Consider the following 26,120-nt stretch of genomic DNA (forward strand, 5'->3'; position numbering starts at 1 on the left):
TCGCCTGCATCCGCCGGATCTACTTTGTAAAGGCGGCGGGCCGGAGTGACACCGCCGACAGCGACATGAACAGGCACAGCACGACAGGGATGCCCAGAGCCAGCGGCAGCCCGACCAGCTCGGCCGCGCCGCCGATGATCACGGGACCGAGCATGAGCCCGGCGTATCCCAGCGTCGCCACCTGAGCGATGGCCTCGCCGGCCCGTGCGGGGTCGTGGTTGCCCGCCGCGGAGAACACCTGCGGCACCAGTGTGGACAGGCCGAATCCGAACAGCCCGAACCCGGCCATCGCCGCGACGGGATGCGCGGCCAGCAACGCCCCGCCCAGCCCGATCGCGGCCAGCAGTCCCGACCAGCGCACCAGCCTGACAGGGCCGAACCGCATAGCCAGCCGGTCTCCCGCGAACCTGCCCACGGTCATCGTGGTGGAGAAGACGGCGAAGCCTATCGCCGCGAGCCCGGTCCCCGTGCCCAGGTCCTCGTGCAGGTAGACCGCGCTCCAGTCGCCTGCCGCGCCTTCGCCGACCAGCCCGGCGAAGGCCATGGCGCCCATGAACAGCACCTTGCCGTGCCAGCTGACCCGCCTGCGCGGGCCGTCCTCGTGGTGGGAGGGGGCCGAGGGCAGCAGCGCTCCGCGGGCCAGGACGGCGAGCACGGCCAGCGGGACCGTCACGGCGGCGAAGGTGAGGCCGGGGGAGACCTCCAGCCAGGCGAACAGCGCGCCCGCGCCCGCGCCGAGCAGTCCTCCCGCGCTGAACATGCCGTGGAAGGACGACATGAGCGGCCTGCCGTACGCCCGCTCCACCTCGACCGCGTGGGTGTTCATGGAGACGTCGAGTGAGGCGTTGAGCAGTCCCCACAGGAACAGGGTGACGATCAGGACGGCGAGGTTCGGGGCGAAGCCCGGCGGGATCATCGCCAAAGCGCAGGTGACGCCGGCCGGGACCACGACCCTGGCGCTGCCGAGACGGTCGGTGATCCTGCCCGCGAACTGCATGCCGATGACCAGACCCACGGCGACGGCGAGCAGACCGAGGCTGAGCTGTCCGTCGCTGAGGTGCAGCGACTGCTTGACGGTGGGGATGCGGGCCGCCCATACGCCGGAGACGATGCCGAGAAGGGCGAAGAAGAACGAGACGGCCACCCTGGCCCCGCGCGGGATCACCCGGAGATTGTGTCAGACCGGCACGTTCTCCAGTAAAGCGGACAGCCTGCCTCTGGCGCGCCCGGGCAGCCGCGAGGTCGGGTGTCTTCGCCCCCCGCCACACGCTGGAACGGTGGTCAGGTCGCCCGAGCACTGACCTGTCCGCACCCCGCCACAGGCTGGAACGACGGTGGTCAGGTCGGCCCGAGCGCTGACCTGTCCGCGCGCCGCCGTCCGAACTGTCGGTGGCGTCGAGGATGATGTCCCGCATGAGTTCGTGGCAGGAGTTCGAGACACAGGCACCCGCGCTGGCGGCGACCGTTCGGGGGCTGCTCGACGCGCACAAGCACAAGACGATGGCCACCATCCGCAAGGACGGCTCCCCGCGCATCAGCGCCACGGAGGTCGACTTCAAGGGCGGGGAGATGTGGCTGGGGTCGATGCCGGGGGCGATGAAGGCGTTCGACCTGCGGCGTGACCCCAGGATGGCGCTGCACGCCGCGCCGACGACGCCCGATGACGACGATCCTTCGCGCTGGCAGGGCGATGCGAAGATCGCGGGGCGGGCGCTGGAGGTCACCGACCCCGAGGTGCTGTCCAGGTTCGAGCTGCCGGGGGAGGGGCCGCACCTGTTCAGGGTCGACCTCACGGAGGCGGTCTGGACGCGGGTGGAGGGCGACCAGCTGGTGATCGACATGTGGCACGAGGGGGAGGGCGTGCGTCAGGTCAGACGCAAGTGATCGTTCCCTCCTGACAGGCGCTGCCGGCGCGAGGGAGGCGAAGCACACGACTCCGTTGACCGCGTCGCCGAGTGCGCCACCGACCTGCGCGGCGATGGGTCGTCGAGCCGGACGTGGATATCGTGGCCGGCCAGGTGCCGGTAGCGGAACCGGCCTCCGTTTCGGGAGGCGGTGCGGCCGGCCTGGGCTGGAGCGCGCTGACTCGCCGCGTCCGATCGGCCGGGCTAGCCGGCGTGATGGGGTCGCAGGGGGGAGGATGTAGACGCGGCAGGGGTGGCCGTAGCGGTCGGTGCCGTCGTCGTGCAGGTGCATGCCCAACTTGGTCATGATCCGTCCGGATGCCCCGTTGGCCGGGTGGTGGCGCGCGACGAGGGTGGCGGCGCCCGGCAGGACCGCTTCTTCTCGGACGGCTGTCGCCGCCTCGGTCGCGATGCCCTTGCCCCAGGCCGCGGGGTCGATCCACCACCCGATCTCCCGTGCGGGCTCAGCCGCGCCGGGCAGCGTGCAGGAGGCGAGCGAGACCGGGCCCGCGAAGCGCTCGCCGCGCAGGATCGCGCGTATGCCGAAGCCCTCCTCTCGCCACTGCTGCAGCGCGTGGCGGTGCCGTTGCCTGGCGTACTCGACCGTCCACGGCCCGCTGCCGATGTGGCGCATCACGCGCTCGTCGCGGGAGAGGCGCAAGTAGGTCGTCCGCGAAGCGCGCGTGCCACGGTGGGAGCGTCAGGCGGGCCGTGGTCAACGTGCGCGCGTCAGCCGCGCCGGACCGGGCGCCGGGAGTGTTGGTGCCGGCGTCGTGATGGATGCTCATGGGGTGACGGGCGCGATCTGGTGGTTGCGGATGTGCTCGTAGACGATCGAGGTGCGGACGTCGGCGACCTCGGGGCGCTCGGTGAGCTTGTCGATGACGAACGCGTAGAGGCTGGCGTTGTCGGGGACCGCGACGTGCACGATGAAGTCCTCGGTCCCTGTCGTCACGTAGACGCCGAGCGTGTCGGGCAGCTCGCTGACCCAGTTGCGGAAGCCCTCGATGTTGCGTCGCGACGGCGGGCGTACCCGGATCGCGATGAGAGCCTGGACCGGGCGTCCGATCGCGGCGAGGTCCACGTCGAGGATCGCTCCGCGGATGATGTCCCGCTGCCGCAGGGCGCGGGTGCGATCGAGCGCCGTCGTCGGCGAGACGCCCACCGCGGCGGCGAGATCGCGGTTGGTCTTCCGCGCATCTGACTGCAGTTCCCGCAGGATCGCCTTATCAAGTTCGTCCATGACCACCAAAATCCAGTGCTGTCCGATACAAGTACGGATCTCTTGTTAGCTCTTCGTATATCTCTATAGCGTATCGGTCATAGTCCGTATGAGTGAGCAAAGGATGAAGAAATGACCGATCTTGGCATCACGTCAGAGGTCGTCGGCTTCGCGCCGGAGGAGAGGGACCCGGCCCTGCCGACTCGGGCGGCACGCCTCAAATGGGTGATCGTGGTCGACGAGGGCCTGCCCGCAGGTCGCGCGGTCAACGCCGCCGTCTGTGCGGCGGCCGCGACCTCGAGTGCGGTGACCGGTCTGCTGGGGGAGGACGCTGTCGACGCGGACGGCTGCGCGCACCCGGGGCTGCCCTGGGCGGGCTGCTCCATCCTCGTCGCGGACGCGGCCACGTTGCGTGCCGTCCGCTCCAGAGCGGCAGCGGCCGACGGCTGCTTCGTGGCCGACATGCCCTCCGCCGCGCAGCACACCCGCGTCTACGCGGACTACCTCCACACCGTGAAGGAGAGCGCGGCCGAGGACCTCGACTACTACGCCGTCAGCATCGTCGGCCCCCGCAACCGCGTCGACAAGATCGTGGGCCGCCTGCCCCTGATGCCCTGAAAGGGCCACCTCCGACTCCTGCCGTGCGATGTCGGCTGCCGCCTTGGTGTCATCCAGGCCGGCCTCGTCGCCGAGCGGTCTCGGCAGCCCCCCGGCGCGGGTCCGCACCTGGTCGCACAGCGCCGATCACCCGGCTCCCCACGCACCGCCCCCTCTCCTCCGCTGCCGTGACGACGCCGATGGTCTGGAGTCAAAGGGCCGAGGAGGACAGGAACAGCGGAATCCGGGCGCAGGCCGACCAGTTTCCGGCATCGGCGGTGTCCATCCATTCGAGAGGAACCACAAGCGAGAAGGAGCCACCATGCGAGGGATGCCGCCGGCCGGGCAGAGCGATGCCCCGGCCCATGACCGGCGCTCGGCCGAGGATCTGCTGGCGCTGGCGCGGCGAGGAGACGGTGAGGCGTTCCGCGGGCTCGTCGAGCCGTACCGGCGTGAGCTCCAGGTGCACTGCTACCGCATCCTCGGCTCGGTGCAGGACGCCGAGGACCTGCTGCAGGAGACGTTGCTGGCGGCATGGCGCGGGATCGGCGGCTACGAGGAGCGCGCGTCGGTACGGACGTGGCTCTACCGGATCGCGACCAACCGCTGTCTCAACGTCCTGCGGGCCGGCGCCCGTCGTCCGCACGAGTACGCGTCCTACCAGCCGGAAGTCCCCTTTCCCGAGCCGTCGCACCGCCGAGCGGAACCGAGCTGGCTGGAGCCGTACCCCGATGTGCTGCTCGACCAGATCGCCGACCGCACGCCTGGACCTGAGGCGCGATACGAGGTCAGGGAGTCGGTGTCGCTGGCGTTCCTGGCAGCACTGCAGCAGTTGCCCCCGAGGCAACGAGCCGTCCTGGTGCTGCGGGACGTCCTGGGATTCCGGGCCGTCGAGGTGGCGGACATGCTCGACACGACGGAGAACGCGGTGACCAGCGCGCTGAAACGAGCACGGGGGGCGCTGGCGCATGAGCTGCCGGGTCCCGGTCGGGAAAGCGCTCCGCTGCCCGACTCGCCGCAGGAACGCCGGATCGTGGACGACTTCACCCGCGCGTTCGAGGCCGGAGACGTTGACGCGATCGTGGCCATGCTGACGAACGACGCGTGGCTGACGATGCCGCCGCTGCCGCTGGAATACCAGGGCGTGGACGCCGTCCGGCACTTCCTGGCCACCGTCGCGCTGCGCAACGGCCGCCGGCACGTGCTGATCCCGACGCGGGCGAACGGTCAACCGGCGTTCGGCTGCTACATACGTGACCCGAGGACGCCGATCCTGCACGCGCACGGAGTGCTCGTACTGACTCTGACCGGCGACCGGATCACCGCGCTGACACGGTTTCTGGACAACTCGCTTCTGCCGGTCTTCGGACTTCCACGATCGCTCCGCACCTGATCGGCGGCGTGTGGATGGAGACCCGGCGCAGGGACAGCACGCGCAGGGGCGCGAGGAGCCGCCCTTGCATCTCGAGAAGACCTGAGCAGAAGGAGAATCGGTGACCACCGACGGGGGACGGATGACGTCCAAGCAGGCATGGGTGTTAGCGCTCGCCTCACTGGCGTCGTTCATGATGGCCCTGGACAGCTTGGTCGTGACGACGGCGCTGAGCACGATCCGGCAGGATCTGACGGCATCGCTCGAAGCACTCGAGTGGACCGTCAACGCCTACAACCTGACGTTCGCGGTCCTGCTGCTGACCGGAGCGGCGCTGGGTGACCGGTTCGGCCGCCGCCGCATGTTCGCCGTCGGGCTGGCGGGGTTCACCGTCGCGTCGGTGGGGTGCGCGCTGTCCCCGGACATCGGCACGCTCATCACATCCCGGGCGTTGCAGGGTGTCGGTGCCGCGATGGTGCTGCCGCTGTCGCTCACCCTGATCAGTGCGATGTTCCCGCCGCAGCAGCGGGGCAGGGCGATGGGGCTGTATCTGGGCATCACCGGGCTGGCGACGTTCAGCGGCCCGTTCGTCGGTGGCGTCGTCTCCGAGGGGCTGGCCTGGCAGTGGATCTTCTGGCTGAACCTGCCGATCGGGGCGATCGCCATCGTCCTCACGGCGCGGCGCGTCGAGGAGAGCGTCGGCCCGAACAGCCGGCTCGACCTGGTCGGGGTCGTGCTCGTGACCTTGGGCGCGTTCGGCATCGTGTGGGGTCTGGTCCGAGGGAACGCGGCGGGCTGGGGGAGCGCGGAGGTGCTGGGCGCGATGGTGCTCGGTGTCGCGCTGGTGGCCGCCTTCGTGCTGTGGGAACAGCGCACGAAGGCGCCGATGCTGCCGATGCGGTTCTTCCGGTTGAGGGCGTTCGCGACGGCCAACCCGGCCAACTTCCTCGTGTTCGCTTCGCTGTACGGCACGATGTTCTTCCTCGCGCAGTACTTCCAGACCGTACAAGGGCAAGGGCCGCTCGGCGCCGGCCTGCGGTTGATGCCGTGGACCGCGACGCTGATGGTGTGCGCGCCGATCGCCGGCCGGTTGGCCGACAAGGTCGGCGAGCGGACGTTCGTGGTCGGCGGGCTGCTGCTCCAGACTCTCGGCATGGGCTGGATCGCCATGGTCGCCGACACGGACACGAGCTATCTCGAGATCGTGCCCGCGCTGATCGTCGGCGGTGCCGGACTGACCATGGCCATGCCGGCGGCGCAGAAGGCGGTGGTCGGAGCGGTGCGACCACAGGAGATCGGTCAGGCGTCCGGCGCGTTCATGATGCTACGGATCTTCGGTGGGGTGTTCGGTGTCGCGGTCTCGGTCGCCGTCTTCGCGAGCGCCGGCGGCTACGCGTCGGCCGAGGAGTTCAGCGCGGGTTTCGCGGCGGCGATGGGCGCGGTAGCCGTGCTCGCGTTCGTCGGCGTGCTCGTCGCGCTCGGCATGCCGGGCAGACGAGCGACCGCCGTGGCCGCACCACCGCAGGCGGCAGGCGCTGCCGGGACCTCGCCGCGGCGATGAGCGTCGTCCGATCGGACACCCCCGGCGGCGCTCACGCGTTCACGGCGAGGTGAGTGGTTCGGCCCGGTAGGCCCGGTGAAGCAGCTCCAGGAAGGACGGCGCCTCAGGCAGGGGCACCGAGCCGATGCGGTGGACCGCCACCCCTGGTGTCCACGAGTTCATGACCACACCTCCGGCCAACGCCGGCAGGTCGGCGGGCGTGACCTCCTGGACGCGCTGCGGGACGCCCAGGCGATCCAGCTGCCTGCGGACGATGCCCATCGTGGTCCCGGCGAGCATCTCGGCCTCGGGCCACACCACCGCGGCGCCGTCCCAGAAGGCCAGGTTCCAGATCGTCGCCTCGCTGAGCCGGCCCTGCCGGTCGACGAAGGCGGCGTCGTCGAAGCCCTGTGCGACGGCCTGGCGGAGGAAGTACGTCTTGGCCACCTCGCCGACGTGCTTCACGGCAGGCAGAGCCCGTTCGTGTTCGACCGTCGTCAGTGTCAGCGGGCCCGCGGGGCCGGACGCGGCCGGTCCGGTACGGACGAGAACCTCGGGCTCCACCTCGGCCCCGGCCACGGTGAACTCGCCCGCGGGCGAGTAGACCGTCGCCATCAGCGAGAGGTCGGCGGGGCCTGCCTCGATCGCCGCCCGCAGGTGGGACCGTACCCGATCGTCGGGCAGCGCCCGGCCGAACAGCTCCATCGAGGCCGTCCGCAGCCGTTCCAGATGGAGGTCGAGGCCGCGGACCTGGCCCCCGCGCACCTGCATGGCGGTGAAGTGGGCATAGCCCGCGAAGGCCAGCGGCGCCAGATCCTCGGCGGTCGCCGCCCGGCCGTTACGTTGAACTACAGCGGTCGAAGTCATGCCAGTCCCCCAAGACGGACGCGGCGCTAGACTGATCTGCAGCGTCCGCAATCAGCAGCGTCCGCGATAGTTGCTAACGCGTCATGTTGCATAGGCAATAGTGCCCCATGCAAGAGTCGTTCGCAAGGAGGGGTGAAGCCTGTGGAGATCGATGACGACGCCGCCGAGGCTCGCGCGCAGGGGTGGCGCACGCTGGCGGCGCTGCACGCGCGGATCGAGGACACGCTCGAGCGGGCGCTGCAGCGCGAGCACGACCTGTCGGTGAGCGAGTACAGCGTGCTGGACGTGCTGGCCCGCCAGCACGGCTTCCACCTGCGGATGAACCAGCTGTCCGGGGCCGTGGTGCTGAGCCGCTCGGCCACCACCAGGCTGGTGACCCGGCTCGAACAGCGCGGGCTGCTGCAGCGGTATCTGTGCCCCGACGATCGCCGGGGCATCTACACCGAGCTCACCGCCGAGGGCAGGGCCGCGCTGGAGCGGGCGCGCCCGACCCATGACGCCTCGCTGGCCGACGCCCTGCGCCAGGCGGAGGGTCTGCCGGAGCTGGCGCCCCTGGTCGGCACGCTCGCCGCGCTGCCGCTTCGGGGTTAGGGGCACCATGGAGTCCGCCGCGGGCGAGGAGCCGTACGGCAGCGTGGGGCCGGGCGGCGAGAGCGACGACGCTCTCGCCAGACCCCGGCCGTCTTCCGCGCTGCGGTCAGCGAGCGGCGGTGACCACGATCTTGCCGAACTGGGTGTTGGACTCCATGTGCTGGTGCGCCTGCACGATCTCCTCCAGCGGGAACAGTCGGTCCACCACCGGGCGGAAGGCCCCGTTGCGCAGGCCCGAGGCGACGAACGCCGCCGCCCGGCGTAGCCGCACAGGGTCCTTCGTGGTCTCCAGCACCGTGTAGGTGCGCATGTTGAGGGCGGGCATGCCGAGGGTGAATCCCGGGTAGGGCGTCGGCTGCCCGCTCAGCCCGCCGTACAGGAAGTGCGTGCCACCGGGAGCCACCACCCGCGCCAGGTCGGTCACGCCCGGCCCCGCGACGGCGTCGAAGACGTACTCCACCCCCTTGCCGCCGGTCAGGTCCAGCAGCCTGGCGGCTACGTCCTCCTCGTCGGAGACGATCACCTCGGCCGCGCCCTCCTTGAGCAACCGCTCCTTCTTCTCGCTGGTGCGGGTGATGGCGATCGGTGTGGCGCCCACCCGGTTCGCGGTGTGGATCGCGGCCAGGCCGACGCTGCTGGAGGCGGCGTTCAGCGCCACCACATCGCCCGGTCGCATCCCGCCCACCTCCACCAGCGCGCCGTACGCGGTGAGGTAGGGCATCCACACGGCGGCACCGGACACCGCGTCCACGCCGTCGGGCCGGTGCAGAAGTGCGGCCGCGGGGACGATCGCCTGCTCGGCGTAGACGCCGTAGTCGTTCTGCGAGAACGCGGGCACGCTGCTGACCGCCTGCCCCTCCTCGAACCCGGTCACGCCGGGGCCGACGGCCTCGACCACCCCTGCCGCCTCGGCGCCGAGCCTGGCGGGGAAGCGCTTCACCTGCTCGATGTACTCACCGCGCCGGAACAGCGCCTCAGCCCTGTTGACCCCGATCGCCTCCACCCTGATGCGCACCTCGCCCGGTCCCGGCTCGCCGGTCTCCAGATCCTCCAGCCGCATCACTTCGGGCCCGCCGATCTCGTGGAACCGCACAGTCCTTGCCATGGCGCCGTCCTTCGCTCGTCGTCAACGCGCTCCACTGTCGGCTAAAAGTACGATGGCTGTCAAACTTTGATGGGTGTCGTACTATTGGCTCATGGGACGTACGCCTCCGCACCCCGAGGTGCCGCAGTTCGACCTCCAGCGGATACTGGAGGCCCTCGTCGATCCGGTGCGCCGCAGCATCGTCACGCAGCTCGAGGCGGCCGTTGAGGACATCAAGTGCGGGGGCTTCGACATGCGGGTCAGCAAGTCCACCGCCACCCACCACTTCAAGGTGCTGCGCGAGGCGGGCCTGATCCGGCAGTACTACGTGGGGACCTCGCGGATGAACGCGCTCCGCCGCGCCGAGATGGACGAGGCCTTCCCCGGCCTGCTCGACGCCCTCACCACCTCTCAGGCGCGAGGGGTGGGCCCGGCCGTCCCGACCAGATCTACTTTGTAAAGGGCCTGGGCGGGTTCAGGACCCCCGTCAGTGAACCGAGAAGCCGCCATCGACGAAGAGCAGCTGGCCCGTGACGAAGGCGGAAGCGTCGCTGGCCAGGAAGACCGCGGCCCCTCCGAAGTCGGCCGGCACGCCGTTGCGCCCGACCATGTGGCGGGCGGCGAGCTCCTCGACTCTTCCGGGGATGGACTGGGCGGGCTCGGTGAGCGGGGTGAGCACGAACCCGGGGATGATCGTGTTGATCAGCACGCCGTGGCGGGACCACGCCTCGGCCTGCGAGCGGGTGAGCCCTGCGATGGCGGCCTTGGCGGCGCCGTACACGCCGCTGTCGCCGAAGGCGCTGATGGTCTGCTGGGAGCCGATGTTGATGACCCTGCCCCAGCCCCGGGCGGCCATCAGGGGGCAGAAGTGCTGGCCGAGCAGGTACGGCGCGGTCAGGTTGACGGCGATCGTCTGCTCGTAGTCGTCTTCGGTGAGCTGCGCCATGGGTTTGCGGATGTTGTTGGCCGCGTCGTTGACGAGGATGTCGATGTCGCCCGCCTCGGCGATGACCCGCTCGAGGTCGGCGCGCCGGCCGAGGTCGGCGCTGATCCATGAGGCGCGTACGCCGTGGGAGCGCAGCCGGTCGGCGGCCTGCCTGAGTTCCTTCTCCCTGCGGGCGGCGATGACCACGTCGGCTCCCGCCCTGCCGAGGGCCTCGGCGATGGCGTAGCCGATGCCGGAGCTGCCGCCGGTGACCAGGGCGGTGCGTCCGCTGAGGGAGAAGAGTTCGCGCAGGTAGTCAGACACGACCCGACAAAATACCAGGCGCGGAGGATCACGCTGCCGGGTGGGGCGGGACGTCGTGGCCGGAGAAGAAGGCGGTCAGGACGGGGGCGAGCGCCTCGGGCTTGACCATGTGGGTCTGGCCGGGGAGCGTGCGGTGTTCGGCGCCCGGCAGGACGTCGGCCAGCTGCCTGGCTCCGTTGCGGATCCAGGTGGGGCTCTTGGCGCCGTCGGCGACCAGGGCCGGCATGGTGAGGGCGGTCCAGCGGTCGGTGGGGAGCGGGTGGCCGAGCTGGCGCTCGCCCATGATGGTGAGGTCGTAGGCCAGGGTGTGGGCGACGCTCTTGAGCTTGCTCCAGGCCGGCATGAAGCGCATCAGCGCGACCACGAGGCCGGGCAGGTTGACGCCCTTGGTCATGAAGAGTTTGACGGCGTCGCCGCGCTTTCCCGAGGCCAGGAGCGTCTGTGTCCGGGTGAGGAGGTCGGCCGGGGCGGGTGGGCGGGTGCCGTCGACGATGAAGGGCGGCTCGTAGAGCGCGAGGCTGGAGATGGGGAGGCCGGCGTTGGCGGCTTCGAGGGCGAGGGCGGCGCCGGAGGAGATGCCGTAGACGTGCGCGGCGCCGCCGGCCTCCTCGATGAGGGCGCGCAGGTCCTCGATCTCGCGCTCGACCTGGTAGGTGGTGGCGTCGTGGCTTTCGCCCCTGCCCCTGCGGTCGTAGGTGTAGACGGTGAAGTGTTGTTCGAGCAGGTCGGCGAGGGGGCCGCTGGGGCCTTGGGCGCGCCAGCACATGGCGCCGTCGACGAGGATGAGCGCGGGGCCGCTGCCCCTGCGGTCGTAGGCGATGGCGGTGCCGTCGGCGGACATGACCTTGTTCATGGAGGGCTCCCGGGAAGGGTGGGGGAAGTGCTCCTGCGCGCGGGGGCGCCCGCGCGCAGGAGGGGTGGGTCAGGAGGTGTGGTCGGCCAGCCAGCCCGTCCAGGCGCGGTCGGCCTCGTCGGGGTCGGCGCCGGGGGTGAACAGGTGGTGCTGGGCGAAGGTGCCGCCGCCGAATCCGTTGACGAAGCGGTACATCGCGTCGCGGGTGCGGATGCCGACGGTCTGGGAGTTGGTGAAGTAGACGACGCCTTCGGTCGGCCGCTGTCCTGGCGGGGTGAGGGTGAGGGTGTCGCCGGTGGCGGGCCGCCCGAGGGCGGTGCGCAGGTCGTCGAAGTCCGCTGGTCCGTGGGCGGTGACGGGGACGGCCGTACGGCCGGCGAAGTGCGTGAGGTATTCGGCGAGGGTGGCGTAGAACAGGGCCAGTCCTGTGCTCATGGCCTCGAACTCGGTCTCCCAGTCGTCGCCTGGCAGGAAGCCGCTGGTGACGACGCGGACGACGGTGCTGCTGGCGGCGCGGCCCTCGATGAGGAACTCGTAGGCGACGAAGCGGCCGTCGTCGGCGGGCTCGCTGGTGGCGGCCAGTCGCTTGCCAGGCTCCCAGGCGGTGACGGTGTTCTCGGGGGTGTAGCCGCCGAAGGCGGTGCGGATGACGCCCTCTTCGACCTGGGTGCGGCCCATGAACCAGGAGTCGATGCCGGGTCCTGTGGCGATGGCCTCCCAGACCTGCTCGGGGCTCGCCTCGACGGAGAGTTCGTGGTGGAGCTCGAACTCGTGCGACATGTCATGACTCCTGGGTGTCGGGGTCGACGGTGGGGTGGACGGCGAGGATGACGCGGTGGGTGCGGCCGCCTTCGGCGGTGTCGTCGTGGTACTTGCCGACGAGGGTGGTGACGGCGGTGGCGAGCTCCTCGGCGAACGCGGCGCGGTCGGCGGCGCTGGCGAAGCGGACCTGGCCGTCGATGGCGAAGGTGGCGACGCGTTTGCGGGCCTTGGCCGCGCCGGTGATGAGGGTGCCGACGTCGCTGACGAGTCTGGCGGCGATGGCCAGCAGCCAGCGGGCCGACAGCCGGTCGGGGGCGCGGCTGGGGTCTGGTGCGACGCCTGCCATGGCGCGGGGGGAGATGACGTAGGAGGAGGCGGTGGCGCGCATGACGCGCTCGGTGACGTTGCCCTTCCTGCGTTCCTCGACGAGCTCGACCAGGCCGTGCCGTTCGAGGGTCTTGAGGTGGTAGTTGATTTTCTGCCGGGGCAGGCCGACCTTGGCGGCCAGCATGGTGGCCGAGCCGGGCTGGGAGAGCTCGGCCAGGATCCTGGCCCTGATCGGGTCCAGCGATGCCTCGGCGGCTGCCGGGTCCTCGATCACCGTCACGTCGAACATGGCTCCACTCTCTCACCGACAACTTTTCTTGTCAAGGACGCGTGCGACGATGGGCGCATGGCCGAGACACGGGACGTTCGCGAGTGGCTCGACGGCCTGGACGCGCCGCTGCGTGGCCAGGTGGAGGAGCTCGACCAGGTGGTTCGGGAGGCCGACCCCCGGCTGGAGCAGTCCATCAAGTGGGGGCGGCTGACGTTCACCGTCGAGGGGAACTGGCACCACTGGTTGTGCGGCATCGCGGCGACGAAGAAGGGGGTGAAGCTGATCTTCCACAAGGGCGCGCTGCTGGAGGATCCCCACGACCTCCTGTTCGGGTCGGGCCGCCACCTGCGCGAGGTGCCGGCCGATGCGGCGATGCGGCAGGCAGGGGCGGTCGCCGGCCTGGTGCGCGAGGCGATCGCGCACCAGTGCGACATGCCGGAGTGAGGCCCGTCCACCGCAGGCGGCCCCCGTCGGCTATCGGGCGACGGCCGCGGCCCTGGTGCGCAGGAAGGCGCGCTCGGCGGCGTTGGCGGTGAGCTCGATCGCCGCCGTGTACGCCCGCAGCGCCTCGGCGTCGCGGCCCGTGCGGCGCAGCAGGTCGGCGCGGATGGCGTGGCTCTGTCCTGCTCGGCCAGCGGCACCAGCCGTCCGTCGGGCGTGGTGCGGGCGGCGCGGCGCGACTGCAGCAGGAGCATGAGGGCCAGCAGCCCCCACACCTCCGGCTCGTCGGGCATGAGCTCGGCCAGCAGGCGGCCCAGCCGGATGGCCTCGGCGCACAGCTCCTCGCGCACCAGCCGGTCTCCCGCGCCGGCGGCGTATCCCTCGTTGAAGATGAGGTAGAGCACCGACAGCACCGCGCGCAGCCGGTCGGGCAGGTCGGCCTCGCGCGGGATCCGATAGGGGACGCGCGCGTCGCGGATCTTGCCCTTGGCTCGGACCAGCCGCTGGGCCATCGTGGGTTCGGGCACGAGGAAGGCCCTGGCGATCTCGGCGGTGGTCAGGCCGCCCAGCAGGCGCAGGGTCGGCGCGACCTGGGCGGCGGTGGCCAGCGAGGGGTGGCAGCAGGTGAAGATCAGGCGGAGCCTGTCGTCGCGCACGGGCCCCTCCACCTGGTCTGTTTCGTCGGTGGCCGCCATGAGGGCGGCCTGGGCGTGGCGCTCGTCGCGTGAGGACTCACGGCGCAGTCTGTCGATGGCCCTGTTGCGGGCGGTGGTGATGATCCAGCCCGCGGGGCTCGGCGGCGTTCCCGCCGCCGGCCATCGCTTCGTGGCCTCGGCGAAGGCGTCCTGGACGGCGTCCTCGGCCAGGTCGATGTCGCCGAAGGCACGGACCAGGACGGCGACGGCGCGGCCGTACTCCTCGCGGAAGACGCCTTCGAGTTGCGACATCTCAGTCGTGCAGCGGCCGGACTTCGATGGGCAGGGTGGAGGCCAGCGTGGCCCTGCGAGCCCAGTCGAGGGCGGCGTCGAGGTCGGGCGCCTGTTTCGACAGGCTCGCGTGGTGAGTTGGTGGACAAGGGCGCCGATGGTCCTATCGGGCGTGCGGCCAGCCGCGGTCGGCCTGGTCCCGGGCGTCACCAACCTGCTGGTACGGCACTGCGTCGAGCGCTCGGGAACCGGCCAGGCCCGCGTCGGCGTGCTGCTCGGCTCGGGTGAGCGCCACGGCCCTTCGGCGATCCGCTGGGCCGCCTGCTGCGCCGCCCGAGGGCGCGCGAGGCGCGCAGGCTAGGCCGTCCGCCTGACTCTGAGGATGTTGTCGAGGCGGGTGCCTGGACGGCCGTCGGGGGAGGTCTGCTCGCGCTCGTACTCCTCGCAGCGCTGGACCTCCCACTGTCCTTCGGGCAGCTCCAGCGACTCCAGGACCTCCTGCGGGGTGGGGAGGTGCACCGCCGGGTGCGGCTCCGGCTCCCACGAGGGGAAGCCGGCGTGCCCGACGATCAGGAGCACGCCGCCCGGCGCGACCGCCGCGGCGGCGAACCTGAGGATCTTCTCGCGCGGCATGTCGCCGGGCGAGTGCAGGAAGTGCGCGGAGACGAGGTCGAAGGAGCCCTCGGGGAAGGACGCGCCGAGGTCGTGTTGCTGCCAGTCGATCCGGTCGGCGACCCCGGCCTGCTTCGCGTGCGCGGCGGCGCGCTCGAGGGCGACGCGGGAGATGTCGGTGGCCGTCACGCGCCAGCCCCTCGCGGCGAGCCAGACGGCGTCGCCGCCCTCGCCGCAGCCCAGGTCGAGAGCGGTGCCGGGCTCCAGGTCCGCGGCCTCGCGCACGAGGGCGACGTTGGGGTTGCCGCTCCAGATCCTGTCGCTCCCGGCGTAGCGGCTGTCCCAGAACTCCTGCTCGGTGACGTCCCGCTGGTCGTGGGCGCGGTGGTGGGAGCGGTGGCGGCGGGAGGCGACGGCCTGGCGGGTCTCCTCGTCGATCAGGTCGGCGTTGATTGCCGCGCCCGCGCGCACTCCCGCGCCCGCCGCGCCGATGACCTGCTCGGTCAGGTTGGCCACGTTGCCCGCCACCCACACCCCCTGCACCGCTGTGGCCCCCGAGGGGTCGGCGGCGATGGAGCTGCCCACCACGTGGCCGCCCATCTCCTGGTCGGTGGGTTCCAGGCCGAGGCCGGTCAGCACGTCGGTACGGGCGGTGAGGCGCGGCGCCACGACGACGGCCTCGCACGGGAGCACCCTGCCGTCAGCCAGGCGGACGCCGGTGAGCCTGTCGTCGCTCACCTCCAGTGCCGCGACCGGCCCCTCCACCACGCTGATGTCCCTCGCGGCCAGTTGCTCGCGTTCGTCGTCGCCGAGGCCGTCCTGTGTGTGCAGGAAGAGGGTCACGTCGCTGCTCCACTGCCGCCACAGCAACGCCTGGTGGACGGCGAACGGCCCGTCGGCCAGGACTCCGATGGCCTGGTCGCGCACCTCCCAGCCGTGGCAGTAGGGGCAGTGCAGCACCTCGCGGCCCCAGCGTTCGGCCAGGCCCCGCACGTCGGGCAGCTCGTCGACCAGCCCGGTGGTCACCAGCAGCCTGCCGGCCACGACGGAGGAGCCGTCGTCGAGCCGCACTCGGAAGCCGTCGCTCGCGCGCTCGGCCGCCACGACGCTGCCCCGGACGATCTGACCGCCGTAGCCGCTCACCTCCGCGCGGCCCGCGGCCAGCAGGTCGGCGGGGGAGACGCCCTCGCGCGCCAGGTAGCCGTGGACGTGCCCCGCCGGGGCGTTGCGCGGCTGTCCCGCGTCGATCACCAGGACCGTGCGGCGCGCTCTGGCCAGGGTGAGCGCGCCGCTGAGCCCTGCGGCGCCACCGCCTACCACCACGACGTCGTAGCGCCGCTCGTCACCTGTCTGTTCTGTCTGTGCGTTCATGTGTGCCTCCATTCACCGCAGATGGTCGGCCGAGGACCCGTCAGTGGGCAAAGTTCCTTGCCAAAATGGCAAATTCTCCGAGCGTGATCGAGCTTCCGTCTCGGCCCGGGTGGCTGGTGCCCGCCACCGGACGGGTGTTCCCCCTGATCGCCGGGACACGGCCCTCCTTCAGCTCCGACTGGACTTGATTTCCAATCTGGACGTATAGTCCAGCCATGGAGACGACAGCGGACGGCGCGGACCCGCGGGTGCGGGCCTGGTCGCCGGTGTGCCAGGCGATCGCCCTGCTGCTCGGACCGTACGCCGAGGTCGTGCTGCACGACGTCGCGAGCGACCGCGTGCTGGGCGTGTGGAACCCGATGAGCAGGCGCGAGCCCGGCGACCCGTCGCTGCTGGGCGAGCTGGGCCGGCTGGACCCGTCGGCGCACGACGTCTACGGCCCCTACCAGAAGCTGCTGTCCGACGGCCGGCGACTCTCCTCGGTCAGCGCGGTGCTGAGGGACGCGGAGGGACGGCCCTCGGCCGTGCTGTGCGTCAACCTCGATCGCACCCCGCTGGAGCAGGCGGCCGCCGTGCTGGCCGGGTTCGCCGCGCCCTCGCAGCCCCGCCCCGAAGCGCTGTTCGAGCAGGACTGGACCGAGCGGGTGCACCAGGTCGTCGGCTCGTTCGTGCGCGAACGCGGCCGCCCCGTCGACCGTCTCGGACGCGAGGACCGGCTCGCCGTCCTCACCGAACTCGACCAGGCCGGAGTGTTCGCCGTACGGCGGGCCGCCCCGGTCGTCGCCGGCGCGCTCAAGGTGTCGCGCTCCACCCTGTACGCCCTGCTCGCCGAGCTCAAAGCCCAGAGGAACGACTCGTGACCCGACTGCCCGACTTCCGGCTGGAGACGTACTTCTCCCGCTGGGAGTTCACCGCCCGCCACCACCTGACGGCCTCCGACGCCCAGACCATGACCATGCCCGAGCTGCTTGCGCTGGCCGACCCGGGGGACCTGCGTGCCTGGGAGACGCTGTCGTTCGGCTACACCGAGACCTTCGGTGATCCCGCGCTCCGGCAGGCGATCGCCGAGACCTACGCCCACGTCGACGCCGACGACGTGATCTGCTTCACCGGCGCCCAGGAGGCCCTCTACCTGGCCATGCACGTCCTGCTCGGACCGGCCGACCACGCCGTGGTCGTCACACCCAACTACCAGTCGGCCGAGACCGTCCCGCTGTCGCTGTGCGAGGTCAGCGGCGTGCCCCTGGACCCGGACAAGGACTGGGCGCTGGACCTGGAGCGGGTCGTCGCGGCGCTGCGCCCCAACACCCGCGTGCTGTCGGTCAACTTCCCCAACAATCCGACGGGAACGCTCGTCGACGCGGCCGACTTCGCCCGCCTGGCACAGCTGTGCGACGAGCGCGGAATCCACCTGTTCAGCGACGAGGTCTACCGCGGCCTGGAACTCGATCCGTCCCGCACGCTGCCGCAGGCGGCGGAGCTGTCGGAGCTGGCGCTGTCGCTGAACGTGACCTCCAAGTCGCTGGGGCTGCCCGGGCTGAGGCTCGGCTGGATCGCCTGCCGCGACAGGGAGGTGCGCTCGCGACTGGAACGCGCCAAGCACTACACGACCATCTGCAACGCGGCGCCGTCCGAGGTGCTGGCCAGGATCGCCGTCAAGGCCCGCGATCGCATCCTGGACCGCAACCGCGCCGTCATCGCCGCCAACCTGCCCGCGTTCGACGCGTTCTTCGCCGGGTTCGGGGAGCTGTTCGAGTGGCGGGCGCCTGACGGCGGCTGCGTCGCCTACCCCCGCTACCTGGGCACGGACGGGGTGGAGCGGTTCTGCGCCGAGCTCGTCGAGCAGGCAGGGGTCCTGCTACTTCCCGCGAGCATCTACCGTTCGGAGCTCACGCCCACACCCGGCGACCGCTTCCGCATCGGTGTCGGGCGCCGCGACCCCGGGCCCGCCCTGGACGCCTTCGCCGCGTGGCTGCGAGGCCGCCGGTGACCGTCCCCGTGCTCGGGCTGGAGGAGCTCGAGGCGGCGGCGCGCCCGCGGGTCGTCCTCGACACCGTCAGGGCCGCGCTCATCGCCCACGCCGAGGGCCGCACCACCGTGCCCCCGCCGCTGCACATGGAGTTCCCCGAGGCCGAGGGGGACTGCCATGTCAAGGCGGGCTGGATCGCCGGAGGAGACGACTTCACCGTCAAGATCGCCTCCGGTTTCTACCGCAATTCCGCGCTGGGCATGCCGACGAACAGCGGCCTGGTATGCGTGCTCAGCGCGCGCACCGGCCAGGTGCGCGCCGTCCTCGACGACCGTGGATGGCTGACGGCCTGGCGCACCGCCGCCGCGGGCGCCCTGATCACGCATGCCATGTCCAGGCCCGAGGCCGCCATGCTCGGCGTCTTCGGCACCGGCGAGCAGGCCAGGCTGCAGGTGCGGTGGCTGGCCATGCTGCGCCCCCTGACCAAAGTCCTGGTCTGCGGCAGGAGCGAGCGCAAGGCGGCCGCGTTGTGCGAGTGGCTGGGCGGGCACGGTCTCGACGCCGAACCGGCCGGCGCCGAGGAGGCCGCGGGCGCCGACATCGTCGTCACCACCACCCCCGCCACCGCGCCGGTGCTGGAGGCCGATGCGGTCAGACCCGGCGCGCACGTCACCGGCATCGGCGCCGACATGCCGCACAAGAACGAGCTGCCGCCGGCGCTCTTCCGCCGTGCGGAGACGATCGCGACCGACGACCACGACCAGTGCCTGCACCACGGGGACTTCGGCCGTGCGGTACGGGCGGGGGCGGTGGCGCAGGACTGCGACATCGCGGCCGGAGCCCTGCTTTTGCGCCAGATGCAAAGGTCCGCGACGGCCATCACGGTGGCCGATCTCACCGGCGTCGGCGCGCTCGACGCGGCGCTCGCCTCCGCGCTGCTGCGCGCCGCCGGCGCCTGACCCGGAGCCGCCGCGAGGAACGGGTCTGGTCGACCGGGAAGCAGTATGACTCCGGGCGTGCCTGCGGGGCAGGACGGGGGCACGGCCGGCGGGCAGATGGTCTTCGACGTCGAGGGGGAGGATCTCGGCGGCTAGGGCGGCGCTTTCGTGGAGCATCCGCCGGCTGTCATCGGTCCAGCTCGCCTGCTCTGTCCCGCAGGTAGCGCTGTTCGGGAAGGCTCGTGGTACGCCGGGCCGCCAGCCGGTAGTTCTCCCGTGCGGCGGCGTACTCGCCGGCCAGCTCCTGCAGGTGGGCGCGCACGGCGTGGAGACGGTGGTGACGGGCGACCCGGGGGTCGCCGTCCAGGCTTTCCAGCAGTTCGAGCCCGGCCTGGGGCCCGCGGGTCATCGCGACCGCGACGGCGTGATTGAGCGTGACCATCGGGTTCGGCGCGATCCGAGTGAGGATTCCGTACAGGATGCGGATCTGTTCCCAGTCGGTGTCCGCGGCCCGCGGCGCCTGGACGTGCAGCGCGGCGATCGCCGCCTGGAGCTGGTAAGGGCCGAGGGGTGAGGCGGACATGCCGTCGGTGACCAGCGCGGTGCCCTCTTCGATCATGGCGGCGTCCCACAGGTTCCTGTCCTGCTCGGCCAGTGGCACGAGGGCGCCGTCCGGGCCGGTGCGGGCCGCGCGGCGGGCGTCGGTCAGCAGCATCAGCGACAGAAGACCGGCGACTTCACCGTCATCCGGCAAGGACCTGTGCACCATCCGGGTGAGCCGGATCGCCTCTGTGGTGAGCTCGCCGCGGTGCAGGTCGGGTCCTGAGCTGGCGGTGTAGCCCTCGTTGAAGATCAGGTAGAGCACGTGCAGGACGGCGTCCAGCCGGTCGGCCCACTCCTGGGCGCTCGGCATCTCGAATGAGGCGCCGACGGCTTTGATCCGTTGCTTGGCGCGGCTGATCCGCGGCGCCATGGTGGCCTCCGGCATGAGGAATGCCCGCGCCACCTCGGCGGTGGTGAGGCCGCCGACGGCCCGCAGTGTGAGCGCCACCTGGGAGGCGGGCGTCAGCGCCGGGTGGCAGCACAGGAACAGCAGCGTGAGGGTGTCGTCGTGGTCGCGGGGGCCTTCGCTGCCGGGGGCCGGCGCGAGGCCGGCGTCCGGCGCCTCCCGTACCGCCGCGGTGGCCTCCCTTCGGCGGCGGGCCTGCTCGCTGCGTACCTGGTCGATCAGGCGGCGGGAGGCGACGGTCACCAGCCAGGACCGCGGGCTTTCCGGGACGCCCTCGGCGGGCCACTGCGTCGCGGCCGCGAGCAACGCCTCCTGGACCGCGTCCTCGCACTCCTCGAACCCGCCGTACCTGTGCAGGAGCACGCTGAGGACCTGCGGCGCCAGTTCACGCAGCAGGTCCTCGAGGCGTTCGGACGCGCTCACATCTCCATCCCGGCCGAGTCCATCAGTGGCCGTACCTCCACGCCGCAGGTCTGACCGCTCGATAGCAGGGTGGCCAGTTCGACGGCACGCTCCCGGCTCTCGCAGTCCACCACGTACTGGCAGGCGACATGATCCGAGGTCTGTAGGTACGGGCCGTCGGTCACCGTCACCACGCCGCGCCTGACCCGTATGGCGGCGCTGATGGAAGGATCGGCGAAGGCGTGGGCACTGATCAGTTCCCCTGCCTGCCCGGCGGCTGCCAGGAAGTCCTCATGGTCAGACCCTTGCCCCGGTGGGTCCGCCGCGTTCAGGTAGAGATTCAGCAGGAACTTCACCGCGTGCTCAGTCGTCTGCCGTGTCCACGTGGACCACGGGCCGGACCTCGATGCCCAGGCCCGCGACGCCGGCGTCCGGGATGAGCGCGGCCAACTCCAGAGCACGTTCCCTGCTGTCGCACTCCACCAGGTAGTAGCCGCCGAGGTACTCCTTGGCCTCGAGGTAGGGCCCGTCCGTCACCGCCGGGACGCCGCCCCGGACCTTGACCACGGCGCTCTGCGACGGGTCGGCCAGCGCGACGGTGCTGATCATCTCCCCGGACTTCTTGACGGTCTCCATGAACGCGCCGTGACCCCTCATCACCTCATTGCGCTCCTCCTCGGTCAGCGCATCCCAGATCTGCGGGTTGTTGTGCATGATCAACAAGAACTTCATGTCGTCTCCTTCGATGGTCGGGCGGCACCCCTGAGGCGCCGTTCACCATGGAGTCGACGCCGGTGCCGCGTTCTTGCGGTACCGACCGCAAGAATCTCCCCACTGTTTCGACTACCTCCCCAAAGGGGCGCCTGGCCTGGGCGTTCCGTCAGAAGTTGCTTGTCAGTCCCAAGGAGGACGCATGTCGCAGCTGTTGAGGGTGCAGTGCTTCAACGTGTCGCAGGACGGGTTCGGCACCGGTGAGGGGCAGAGTTTGGAGCGGCCCTTCGGCCACGCAGACCCCGGCCCCCTGTGGTCGTGGGCGGGCGCCACCGCCAGCTGGGTGAATCGCACCGACCCCGGCGGCACCCGCGGCCTGGACGACTACCTGACCCGCGACCACACCCGCAACATCGGTGCGGAGATCATGGGGCGTAACAAGTTCGGCCCCCAGCGTGGCCCCTGGGAGAACCACGAGTGGCGGGGATGGTGGGGAGAGACCCCGCCGTTCCACACGCCGGTCTTCGTGCTCACCCACCACGAACGCCCGTCCTTCACCCTGGCCGACACCACCTTCCATTTCCTCGACGCGGCACCAGCCGAGGCGCTGGCACGCGCGAAGCAGGCCGCCGACGGCCGGGACGTGCGCCTCGGCGGCGGAGTGGCCACCGTCCGCGAGTTCATCGAGGCCGACCTGGTCGACACGATGCACATCGCCGTCGCGCCCGTCGACCTCGGCCGAGGCGAACGACTGTGGGACAGCCACACCGACCTGCTCGACCGCTTCCACCTTGACACGGTACCGAGCCCCAGCGGAGTAACCCACCTGCTGTTCTGGAGACGGTGACCACGACCCCGCACGATCGCACGCACCTACCGCGATGAGATCGCCGGACGGCTCAGCGGAGCTCTTGGATGCGGATCAGGTTTCCGGCGGGATCACGGAAGACGCAGTCGCGTACCCCGTACGGCTGTTCGGTCGGCTCCTGGACGACCTCGGCGTCGCCGGCCGCCAGCCGCTCGAAGGCGCCATCGACGTCGGTGGTGGCCAGGACGATCCAGCCGTAGGTGCCCTTGGCCATCATCTCGACGATGGTGCGGCGCTCGTCCTCGGTGATGCCGGGGTCGGCGGCCGGCGGCCCGAGGAGGATGGACGTGCCGGGCCGGCCGGCGGGGCCGACCGTGATCCAGCGCATCTTGCCGCTTCCCACGTCGTTGCGGACCTCGAAGCCGAGGGCGTCTCGCCAGAAGGCCAGGGAGGCGTCCGGGTCGTCATGAGGGAGGAAGGTCGTGTGAATGGTGATGTCCATGGCGGTCACGCTAGTTGCGCTCGGTGACCAGAGCCATGCGATTCCTTGATCGGTCCGTTCACCTGTTTCGCCACGCGCTGCGGCGTCCCCGCCGTCACGCGCGCCGGTAGACGCTGGGCGGCGCACCGGCCGGCTCGGTGATGCGGGTGCTGTAGGCGCCCAGCGAGGCGTACCTCGGTGACACTGAGATCGCCACGGCGTAGCAGCTCCACCGACCGCTCGATACATGTACTTGCGTGTATATACACGCTCATGTATGTTCGCGGTGTGGTCAACAGCGTGCAACAGCGATTGACGGCGATCTCGGAGCCGAACCGGTTCCGGATCGTCGAGTTGCTCAGGGACGGCCCGCAGTCGGTGGGTGGCATCGTCGACGCGCTGGGCCTGGGCCAGCCGCAGGTGTCCCGGCATCTGCGGCTGCTCGCCGAGGCGGGCGTGGTCGAGGTCACCAAACGGGCCCAGCAGCGGATCTACCGGCTGCACTCCGCATCGATGCGCGAGCTGAGCGACTGGGTGCAGGGATTCGCCGTCCTGTGGTCGGAGCGGATGGATCGCCTCGGCTCCTTCCTCGAAGACGACGACCGTGTACCCGACGAGGCGAATCGGAAAGGAGCTTGAGCATGCCCGAACACACCGCGGACGGCATCGTGATCGACAAGTCCGGCAACACCATCCACATCCGCCGCACCTACGTCGCCGGCGTCGACCGTGTTTGGTGGGCGTGGACGGACGCCGAGGCGATCAGTCGCTGGTGGGGTCCGCAGGGCTGGGCCGCGACCGTGTACGAGATGGACGTGCGGCCGGGCGGACGCTGGCGGTTCCAGATCGCGCCGGTAGACGGATCGGCGGCCCCGGTCCGCAGCGTCGCCACCTACAAGGTGGTCGTCGCCCGCGCCGAGTTGGCCTACGACGACGCATTCGCCGACGAGGCATGGCAGTCCGACGGCACGGGCACCTTCCCGACCGCCGTCACCTTCGCCTCATCCGGTACCGGCTGCACCGTCCAAGTCGCGGCGAGCTTTCCCGACGGCCAGGCACTGCAGCGGGCAGTCGAGCTCCAGATGGCCGAAGGGTACGCCGAGGCTCTCGACCGGCTCGGCAGCCTGCTGGATGCTCCGCCCGGCGACCACACCGATGCACCATCGACCGAAGGACAAACGATCATGTCCGATCTTCTTACCGTCACCTCCGCCGACGGCACCACGATCGCCTACGAGAAGGCTGGTTCGGGTCCCGCGATCATCGTGATCAGCAATGTCGCCGAGGACCACACCGGGGTCGCAGGCGTGGCCAAGGCGTTGTCCGAACACTTCACCGTGATCAGCTTCGACCGCCGCGGGCGCGGTGCCAGCGGTGACCCGCAGCCCTACGACCCGGCGCGTGAGATCGACGACATCGCCGCACTGATCGATGTCGCAGGCGGCTCCGCGGCACTGGCCAGCGGATCTGGTGGCTGCGGGCTCGCCATGGACGCGGCCGGCGCGCTGGGCGGCAAGGTGACAGGGCTCTATCTCTATGAGCCGCCGTTCATCGTCGACGACTCCCGGTCTCCGGCGCCCGCCGGCTACGTCGAACACCAGGAGGCATTGGTCGCGGCGGGCAGGCGCAGCGAGGCCGTCGAGTACTTCATGACCGAGATGATCGGTGTCCCGGCCGAGTACCTCCCAGCGATGAAGCAGGACCCTTCCTGGGACGCCATGGCCAGGTACGCCCACACCTACGCCTACGACGGCCGGATCCTCCGCGGACTCCAGGACGGCAAGGCGCTGCCCACGGACCGCTGGTCGATCGACGCGCCGATCGCGGTGGCCGTCGGAGGCAACGGCGAGGCCTTCATCCGCGCGGGCGCCGACGCGCTGGCCGCGATCCTGCCGAACGTCACCGTGCTGACTCTGCCTGACCACGATCATTCCGCGTTCTGGATGGCGCCGGAAGCGGTCGCCGAACAAGCACGCGCTTTCCTGCTCGGCTGACGATCTCCGCCCAGGCCCTGGGACGCTGCTCAGGCACCTGAACACGATCGACCCCGACGGCTGGGGCCGCCGCGGTCAGGGGAGCTCGGCGGGCAGGCCGAAGGACGGGAAGTGGCCGGGGCCGAGGAACGAGGTGATCTCGGCGATCAGCTCCCCGCGCAGCCCGAACACGGTGATCGACCAGGCCTCGTGCGGTCCTTCGGCGGATCCGCCCAGGTAGAAGGCCACGGCGGGCTGGCCGTTGGCGGTGGTGGGCAGATGGCGCCAGCTGGGGCACCGGGTCAGCGGGATCTCGACCGTGAAGTCGGTGACCGCCGGCAGCCCGCCGTACCACTGCGCCAGAGGCGGCATCGACCAGGTGACGTCGGCGGTGAGCAGCGCCACCAGAGTGTCGGCGTCGCCGCGCTCGAGCGCGGTGGCGAAGCCCGTGACCAACTCCCTGACGCGGGCGTCGCCGAGCGTCCGCAGGTTCGGCTGCTGACTGGGGCCGGGGACCCGGTCGGCGACGACCCTGCGGGCCCGGGCCAGGGCGGAGTTCACGGAGGTGGTGGAGGCGTCCATCATGGCGGCGATCTCGGCGGCCGAGAATCCCAGCACGTCGAACAACAGCAGGGCGGCACGCTGGTTGCCCGGCAGGTGCTGCAGGGCCGCGACGAAGGCGAGCTCGACGGCCTCACGCTGCTCGTAGTCCAGCCCGACGTCGTGGTACGGGCCCAGCCAGGGCTGCTCGGTCACCGGAGCGGCGTCGAGCACCGCGTGGTCGCTCGACGGGCCGAGGTCGACGGGAAGGGCGCGCCTGTCGCGGGTCTTCACCAGGTCCAGGCACGTTCGGGTGGCCACCGTGTAGAGCCAGGAGCGCAGGGTCGAGCGGCCCTCGAAGCGGGGCAGTCCGCGCCAGGCCCGGAGGAGCGCCTCCTGCAGGGCGTCGTCGGCGTCGTGGAAGGAGCCGAGCATGCGGTAGCAGTGGGCGTGCAGCTCGCGCTGGAGCGGTTGGACGAGGCGGGTGAACGCCGCGTCGTTCCCGGCTCGGGCCTGCACCAGATCGGTGTTCTCCGTCACAGGCGACGATTCTGCCTCATGGCCGCAGTCCTACCTGTCAACGACTGGAGGTGCTCTGACATGACAGATTCCGGGCTTTGGGCGCTGATCCACGCCGAGCGGGCGGCTCTGGCCGCCGATCTCGCGACGCTGACGGACGGGCAGTGGGCGACGCCGTCCCTCTGCGAGGGCCTGACCGTGTGCGAGGTGCTGGCCCACCTGACCGCGGGCGCCCGCCTCAGCCCCGTGCGGTGGCTGGCGGGCGTGGTGCGCTGCCGGTTCGACTTCGACCGGCAGGTGGTGACGCGGCTGGCCGAGCAGCTGGGGGTGTCACCGACCGAGACGCTGGAGAGGTTCCGCGGGGCCGTGACGAGCAGGACCAAGCCGCCACTGCCCGTCGTGGCCATGCTGGGCGAGACGGTGGTCCACGGCGAGGACATCCGCCGCCCCCTGGGTATTCGCCGCGACTACCCGATCGCCACGCTCACCCACCTGGCCGAGTACTACGTGGGCTCCGACCAGGTCGTCCTGGCCAAGGGGCGGGTGCGCGGCCTGCGGCTGGCCGCCGACGACGGGCCGTTCGCCTGCGGCTCCGGGCCCGCGGTGACCGGTTCGACGCTGGCGTTGATCATGGCGATGACCGGGCGCGCCGGCTACCACGACGAGCTGTCGGGCGACGGCGTGGCGATCCTGCGCGAACGCTGACGGCATCCGCACACCTGGCGGCCGTCCCTTGTCTGGATGGCGGCCCGGCCCACGCCCCTTGGGCTCCCGTGGCCGC

The 26,120-nt window shown here is 71.1% G+C and carries 29 protein-coding genes and 2 pseudogenes; 15 read left to right on the forward strand and 16 right to left on the reverse strand.

Translation table 11 applies throughout. From position 1 onward, the window contains the following. Window positions 1–19: 19 nt before the first annotated feature. Window positions 20–1,165, reverse strand: coding sequence for an MFS transporter (locus tag ABFX55_RS03540; RefSeq protein WP_346117548.1), 1,146 nt, complete (start codon window positions 1,163–1,165; stop codon window positions 20–22). Between the two features lie 248 nt (window positions 1,166–1,413). Between ABFX55_RS03540 and ABFX55_RS03545 the strand changes: the two genes are divergently transcribed. Beyond that, window positions 1,414–1,884: a pyridoxamine 5'-phosphate oxidase family protein gene (locus tag ABFX55_RS03545; RefSeq protein WP_346117550.1), complete on the forward strand. Its 471-nt coding sequence runs from the start codon at window positions 1,414–1,416 to the stop codon at window positions 1,882–1,884. Window positions 1,885–2,202: 318 nt separating this feature from the next. Here ABFX55_RS03545 and ABFX55_RS49650 read toward each other — a convergent pair. Together ABFX55_RS49650 and ABFX55_RS03550 are read right to left on the reverse strand one after the other, a co-directional pair. After that, window positions 2,203–2,565 (reverse strand): annotated as a pseudogene (locus tag ABFX55_RS49650) (GNAT family N-acetyltransferase); the annotation flags it as partial. A gap of 123 nt (window positions 2,566–2,688) precedes the next feature. Further along, window positions 2,689–3,147, reverse strand: coding sequence for an Lrp/AsnC family transcriptional regulator (locus ABFX55_RS03550; RefSeq protein ID WP_183643840.1), 459 nt, complete (start codon window positions 3,145–3,147; stop codon window positions 2,689–2,691). Between the two features lie 111 nt (window positions 3,148–3,258). Here ABFX55_RS03550 and ABFX55_RS03555 point away from each other — a divergent pair, with 111 nt between their 5' ends. From ABFX55_RS03555 to ABFX55_RS03565, 3 genes are all read left to right on the forward strand, one after another. Further along, complete coding sequence (locus ABFX55_RS03555) at window positions 3,259–3,744, forward strand: DUF2000 domain-containing protein (RefSeq protein WP_346117554.1); 486 nt, start codon at window positions 3,259–3,261, stop codon at window positions 3,742–3,744. A gap of 301 nt (window positions 3,745–4,045) precedes the next feature. Beyond that, the gene (locus tag ABFX55_RS03560) at window positions 4,046–5,116 is read left to right on the forward strand and encodes a sigma-70 family RNA polymerase sigma factor (RefSeq protein WP_346117556.1); all 1,071 of its coding nucleotides are present in this window, start codon (window positions 4,046–4,048) and stop codon (window positions 5,114–5,116) included. 100 nt (window positions 5,117–5,216) lie between these two features. Then, the gene (locus ABFX55_RS03565) at window positions 5,217–6,656 is read left to right on the forward strand and encodes a DHA2 family efflux MFS transporter permease subunit (protein ID WP_346117558.1); all 1,440 of its coding nucleotides are present in this window, start codon (window positions 5,217–5,219) and stop codon (window positions 6,654–6,656) included. A gap of 39 nt (window positions 6,657–6,695) precedes the next feature. Here ABFX55_RS03565 and ABFX55_RS03570 read toward each other — a convergent pair whose 3' ends face one another. Continuing rightward, on the reverse strand, window positions 6,696–7,502 hold the full coding sequence (locus ABFX55_RS03570) for an aminotransferase class IV family protein (protein WP_346117560.1): 807 nt from the start codon (window positions 7,500–7,502) through the stop codon (window positions 6,696–6,698). Between the two features lie 141 nt (window positions 7,503–7,643). On the opposite strand from ABFX55_RS03570, the gene ABFX55_RS03575 reads away from it, so the two are divergent. Then, a complete protein-coding gene (locus ABFX55_RS03575) occupies window positions 7,644–8,093 on the forward strand; it encodes a MarR family winged helix-turn-helix transcriptional regulator (RefSeq protein ID WP_346117562.1) in 450 nt (149 codons plus the stop codon). Between the two features lie 106 nt (window positions 8,094–8,199). Here the strand turns inward: ABFX55_RS03575 and ABFX55_RS03580 are convergent, their stop codons facing one another. Further along, a complete protein-coding gene (locus ABFX55_RS03580) occupies window positions 8,200–9,198 on the reverse strand; it encodes a zinc-dependent alcohol dehydrogenase family protein (RefSeq protein ID WP_346117564.1) in 999 nt (332 codons plus the stop codon). A 91-nt stretch (window positions 9,199–9,289) separates the two neighbouring features. Here ABFX55_RS03580 and ABFX55_RS03585 point away from each other — a divergent pair, with 91 nt between their 5' ends. Beyond that, entirely contained in the window at window positions 9,290–9,637 is a 348-nt protein-coding gene (locus ABFX55_RS03585; protein ID WP_346117566.1) for an ArsR/SmtB family transcription factor, read from the forward strand. A gap of 27 nt (window positions 9,638–9,664) precedes the next feature. On the opposite strand, the gene ABFX55_RS03590 is transcribed toward ABFX55_RS03585, so the two are convergent. The 4 genes from ABFX55_RS03590 to ABFX55_RS03605 form a co-directional block, all read right to left on the reverse strand. Next, window positions 9,665–10,426 carry an SDR family NAD(P)-dependent oxidoreductase gene (locus tag ABFX55_RS03590; RefSeq protein WP_346117567.1) on the reverse strand — a complete coding sequence of 254 codons (762 nt, stop codon included), beginning with the start codon at window positions 10,424–10,426 and terminating at the stop codon, window positions 9,665–9,667. A 28-nt stretch (window positions 10,427–10,454) separates the two neighbouring features. Beyond that, entirely contained in the window at window positions 10,455–11,279 is an 825-nt protein-coding gene (locus tag ABFX55_RS03595) for an alpha/beta fold hydrolase (protein WP_346117569.1), read from the reverse strand. A gap of 69 nt (window positions 11,280–11,348) precedes the next feature. Then, window positions 11,349–12,059, reverse strand: a complete 711-nt coding sequence (locus tag ABFX55_RS03600; protein WP_346117571.1) for an SRPBCC family protein — start codon at window positions 12,057–12,059, stop codon at window positions 11,349–11,351. A gap of 1 nt (window position 12,060) precedes the next feature. Beyond that, window positions 12,061–12,657, reverse strand: coding sequence for an ArsR/SmtB family transcription factor (locus ABFX55_RS03605; RefSeq protein WP_346117573.1), 597 nt, complete (start codon window positions 12,655–12,657; stop codon window positions 12,061–12,063). A gap of 57 nt (window positions 12,658–12,714) precedes the next feature. Here ABFX55_RS03605 and ABFX55_RS49655 point away from each other — a divergent pair, with 57 nt between their 5' ends. Then, complete coding sequence (locus ABFX55_RS49655) at window positions 12,715–13,083, forward strand: DUF1801 domain-containing protein (protein WP_379479214.1); 369 nt, start codon at window positions 12,715–12,717, stop codon at window positions 13,081–13,083. A 161-nt stretch (window positions 13,084–13,244) separates the two neighbouring features. Here the strand turns inward: ABFX55_RS49655 and ABFX55_RS49660 are convergent. Beyond that, window positions 13,245–14,027: pseudogene (locus tag ABFX55_RS49660) on the reverse strand (RNA polymerase sigma factor); the annotation flags it as partial. A gap of 112 nt (window positions 14,028–14,139) precedes the next feature. On the opposite strand from ABFX55_RS49660, the gene ABFX55_RS03615 reads away from it, so the two are divergent. Beyond that, window positions 14,140–14,367 (forward strand): hypothetical protein, encoded by a 228-nt coding sequence (locus tag ABFX55_RS03615; protein WP_346117577.1) that lies wholly within the window; start codon window positions 14,140–14,142, stop codon window positions 14,365–14,367. On the opposite strand, the gene ABFX55_RS03620 is transcribed toward ABFX55_RS03615, so the two are convergent. Continuing rightward, window positions 14,364–15,989 carry an FAD-dependent oxidoreductase gene (locus ABFX55_RS03620; protein ID WP_346117579.1) on the reverse strand — a complete coding sequence of 542 codons (1,626 nt, stop codon included), beginning with the start codon at window positions 15,987–15,989 and terminating at the stop codon, window positions 14,364–14,366. The two genes, ABFX55_RS03615 and ABFX55_RS03620, sit on opposite strands and share 4 nt — an antisense overlap. A gap of 215 nt (window positions 15,990–16,204) precedes the next feature. On the opposite strand from ABFX55_RS03620, the gene ABFX55_RS03625 reads away from it, so the two are divergent. From ABFX55_RS03625 to ABFX55_RS03635, 3 genes are read left to right on the forward strand one after another with little or no spacing between them, the layout of a single operon-like run. Continuing rightward, window positions 16,205–16,849: a helix-turn-helix transcriptional regulator gene (locus tag ABFX55_RS03625; protein ID WP_346117581.1), complete on the forward strand. Its 645-nt coding sequence runs from the start codon at window positions 16,205–16,207 to the stop codon at window positions 16,847–16,849. After that, window positions 16,846–17,979, forward strand: coding sequence for an aminotransferase class I/II-fold pyridoxal phosphate-dependent enzyme (locus ABFX55_RS03630; RefSeq protein WP_346117582.1), 1,134 nt, complete (start codon window positions 16,846–16,848; stop codon window positions 17,977–17,979). The genes ABFX55_RS03625 and ABFX55_RS03630 overlap by 4 nt, the downstream gene beginning before the upstream one ends. Beyond that, window positions 17,976–18,917, forward strand: coding sequence for an ornithine cyclodeaminase family protein (locus ABFX55_RS03635; protein WP_346117584.1), 942 nt, complete (start codon window positions 17,976–17,978; stop codon window positions 18,915–18,917). Before ABFX55_RS03630 ends, ABFX55_RS03635 begins: the two co-directional genes overlap by 4 nt. A gap of 166 nt (window positions 18,918–19,083) precedes the next feature. Here ABFX55_RS03635 and ABFX55_RS03640 read toward each other — a convergent pair whose 3' ends face one another. Genes ABFX55_RS03640 through ABFX55_RS03650 form a run of 3 tightly spaced genes read right to left on the reverse strand, consistent with a single transcriptional unit; the run spans window position 19,084 to window position 21,039 of the window. Continuing rightward, on the reverse strand, window positions 19,084–20,328 hold the full coding sequence (locus ABFX55_RS03640) for an RNA polymerase sigma factor (RefSeq protein ID WP_346117586.1): 1,245 nt from the start codon (window positions 20,326–20,328) through the stop codon (window positions 19,084–19,086). Next, window positions 20,325–20,663, reverse strand: coding sequence for a YciI family protein (locus tag ABFX55_RS03645; protein WP_346117588.1), 339 nt, complete (start codon window positions 20,661–20,663; stop codon window positions 20,325–20,327). The genes ABFX55_RS03640 and ABFX55_RS03645 overlap by 4 nt, the downstream gene beginning before the upstream one ends. Before the next feature lie 7 nt (window positions 20,664–20,670). Beyond that, the gene (locus tag ABFX55_RS03650; RefSeq protein WP_346117590.1) at window positions 20,671–21,039 is read right to left on the reverse strand and encodes a YciI family protein; all 369 of its coding nucleotides are present in this window, start codon (window positions 21,037–21,039) and stop codon (window positions 20,671–20,673) included. Between the two features lie 181 nt (window positions 21,040–21,220). Here ABFX55_RS03650 and ABFX55_RS03655 point away from each other — a divergent pair, with 181 nt between their 5' ends. Continuing rightward, window positions 21,221–21,865, forward strand: coding sequence for a dihydrofolate reductase family protein (locus ABFX55_RS03655; protein WP_346117592.1), 645 nt, complete (start codon window positions 21,221–21,223; stop codon window positions 21,863–21,865). Between the two features lie 52 nt (window positions 21,866–21,917). On the opposite strand, the gene ABFX55_RS03660 is transcribed toward ABFX55_RS03655, so the two are convergent. After that, the gene (locus ABFX55_RS03660) at window positions 21,918–22,328 is read right to left on the reverse strand and encodes a VOC family protein (RefSeq protein ID WP_346117593.1); all 411 of its coding nucleotides are present in this window, start codon (window positions 22,326–22,328) and stop codon (window positions 21,918–21,920) included. A gap of 252 nt (window positions 22,329–22,580) precedes the next feature. Here ABFX55_RS03660 and ABFX55_RS03665 point away from each other — a divergent pair, with 252 nt between their 5' ends. Then, a complete protein-coding gene (locus tag ABFX55_RS03665) occupies window positions 22,581–22,946 on the forward strand; it encodes an ArsR/SmtB family transcription factor (protein ID WP_346117595.1) in 366 nt (121 codons plus the stop codon). Window positions 22,947–22,948: 2 nt separating this feature from the next. Next, window positions 22,949–24,301, forward strand: coding sequence for an alpha/beta fold hydrolase (locus ABFX55_RS03670; RefSeq protein ID WP_346117597.1), 1,353 nt, complete (start codon window positions 22,949–22,951; stop codon window positions 24,299–24,301). 75 nt (window positions 24,302–24,376) lie between these two features. Here the strand turns inward: ABFX55_RS03670 and ABFX55_RS03675 are convergent, their stop codons facing one another. After that, on the reverse strand, window positions 24,377–25,360 hold the full coding sequence (locus tag ABFX55_RS03675; protein WP_346117599.1) for a sigma-70 family RNA polymerase sigma factor: 984 nt from the start codon (window positions 25,358–25,360) through the stop codon (window positions 24,377–24,379). 60 nt (window positions 25,361–25,420) lie between these two features. Here ABFX55_RS03675 and ABFX55_RS03680 point away from each other — a divergent pair, with 60 nt between their 5' ends. Further along, window positions 25,421–26,044 (forward strand): maleylpyruvate isomerase family mycothiol-dependent enzyme, encoded by a 624-nt coding sequence (locus tag ABFX55_RS03680; protein WP_346117600.1) that lies wholly within the window; start codon window positions 25,421–25,423, stop codon window positions 26,042–26,044. Window positions 26,045–26,120: the final 76 nt, after the last annotated feature.

Source organism: Nonomuraea roseola, assembly GCF_039535395.1.
Lineage (GTDB): Bacteria > Actinomycetota > Actinomycetes > Streptosporangiales > Streptosporangiaceae > Nonomuraea > Nonomuraea roseola.

Excerpts from the sequence above, each read along its gene's own strand:
- ABFX55_RS03545 (WP_346117550.1), top strand. The coding sequence starts at position 1,414 with ATGAGTTCGTGGCAGGAGTTCGAGACACAGGCACCCGCGCTGGCGGCG.
- ABFX55_RS03550 (WP_183643840.1), bottom strand. The coding sequence starts at position 3,147 with ATGGACGAACTTGATAAGGCGATCCTGCGGGAACTGCAGTCAGATGCG.
- ABFX55_RS03555 (WP_346117554.1), top strand. The coding sequence starts at position 3,259 with ATGACCGATCTTGGCATCACGTCAGAGGTCGTCGGCTTCGCGCCGGAG.
- ABFX55_RS03560 (WP_346117556.1), top strand. The coding sequence starts at position 4,046 with ATGCGAGGGATGCCGCCGGCCGGGCAGAGCGATGCCCCGGCCCATGAC.
- ABFX55_RS03570 (WP_346117560.1), bottom strand. The coding sequence starts at position 7,502 with ATGACTTCGACCGCTGTAGTTCAACGTAACGGCCGGGCGGCGACCGCC.
- ABFX55_RS03580 (WP_346117564.1), bottom strand. The coding sequence starts at position 9,198 with ATGGCAAGGACTGTGCGGTTCCACGAGATCGGCGGGCCCGAAGTGATG.
- ABFX55_RS03585 (WP_346117566.1), top strand. The coding sequence starts at position 9,290 with ATGGGACGTACGCCTCCGCACCCCGAGGTGCCGCAGTTCGACCTCCAG.
- ABFX55_RS03595 (WP_346117569.1), bottom strand. The coding sequence starts at position 11,279 with ATGAACAAGGTCATGTCCGCCGACGGCACCGCCATCGCCTACGACCGC.
- ABFX55_RS03600 (WP_346117571.1), bottom strand. The coding sequence starts at position 12,059 with ATGTCGCACGAGTTCGAGCTCCACCACGAACTCTCCGTCGAGGCGAGC.
- ABFX55_RS03605 (WP_346117573.1), bottom strand. The coding sequence starts at position 12,657 with ATGTTCGACGTGACGGTGATCGAGGACCCGGCAGCCGCCGAGGCATCG.
- ABFX55_RS49655 (WP_379479214.1), top strand. The coding sequence starts at position 12,715 with ATGGCCGAGACACGGGACGTTCGCGAGTGGCTCGACGGCCTGGACGCG.
- ABFX55_RS03620 (WP_346117579.1), bottom strand. The coding sequence starts at position 15,989 with ATGAACGCACAGACAGAACAGACAGGTGACGAGCGGCGCTACGACGTC.
- ABFX55_RS03625 (WP_346117581.1), top strand. The coding sequence starts at position 16,205 with ATGGAGACGACAGCGGACGGCGCGGACCCGCGGGTGCGGGCCTGGTCG.
- ABFX55_RS03650 (WP_346117590.1), bottom strand. The coding sequence starts at position 21,039 with ATGAAGTTCTTGTTGATCATGCACAACAACCCGCAGATCTGGGATGCG.
- ABFX55_RS03655 (WP_346117592.1), top strand. The coding sequence starts at position 21,221 with ATGTCGCAGCTGTTGAGGGTGCAGTGCTTCAACGTGTCGCAGGACGGG.
- ABFX55_RS03660 (WP_346117593.1), bottom strand. The coding sequence starts at position 22,328 with ATGGACATCACCATTCACACGACCTTCCTCCCTCATGACGACCCGGAC.
- ABFX55_RS03665 (WP_346117595.1), top strand. The coding sequence starts at position 22,581 with ATGTATGTTCGCGGTGTGGTCAACAGCGTGCAACAGCGATTGACGGCG.
- ABFX55_RS03670 (WP_346117597.1), top strand. The coding sequence starts at position 22,949 with ATGCCCGAACACACCGCGGACGGCATCGTGATCGACAAGTCCGGCAAC.
- ABFX55_RS03680 (WP_346117600.1), top strand. The coding sequence starts at position 25,421 with ATGACAGATTCCGGGCTTTGGGCGCTGATCCACGCCGAGCGGGCGGCT.